We start from the raw sequence: 266 nt of genomic DNA, 5'->3' as shown, positions 1-266 counted from the left end.
GCCAGCGCGCATGGTGCGCCCATGGCGCCGGGTTTCCGGCTGGAAACATACGATACCCTGCGCTTTTCCGATGCAGGGTTCGTGGCCGGGGACGGCACGCCGTATCCTCCTTTTGTCAGCTCGGCCTTTGATCTGAGCCGGTCCATGACCATCACTGCCGATGCGCTGGGCGGCTCCCTGTCTGCCGGGGGTGTGACGTTTAATAATATCGGCGGCCCGCTCAATGAGACGCTGGCAGACAATGTGAATGACCACCTGCCCGTGCG

General features: G+C 62.8%; 1 pseudogene. It reads left to right on the top strand.

The window, feature by feature from the left end:
* Positions 1-21: 21 nt before the first annotated feature.
* Positions 22-266, top strand: a pseudogene (locus HK26_RS13055) (hypothetical protein); the annotation flags it as partial.

Source organism: Acetobacter okinawensis (assembly GCF_002153655.1).
Taxonomy (GTDB): Bacteria; Pseudomonadota; Alphaproteobacteria; order Acetobacterales; family Acetobacteraceae; genus Acetobacter; species Acetobacter okinawensis_A.
This window is presented reverse-complemented; position numbering and strand designations above follow the sequence as displayed.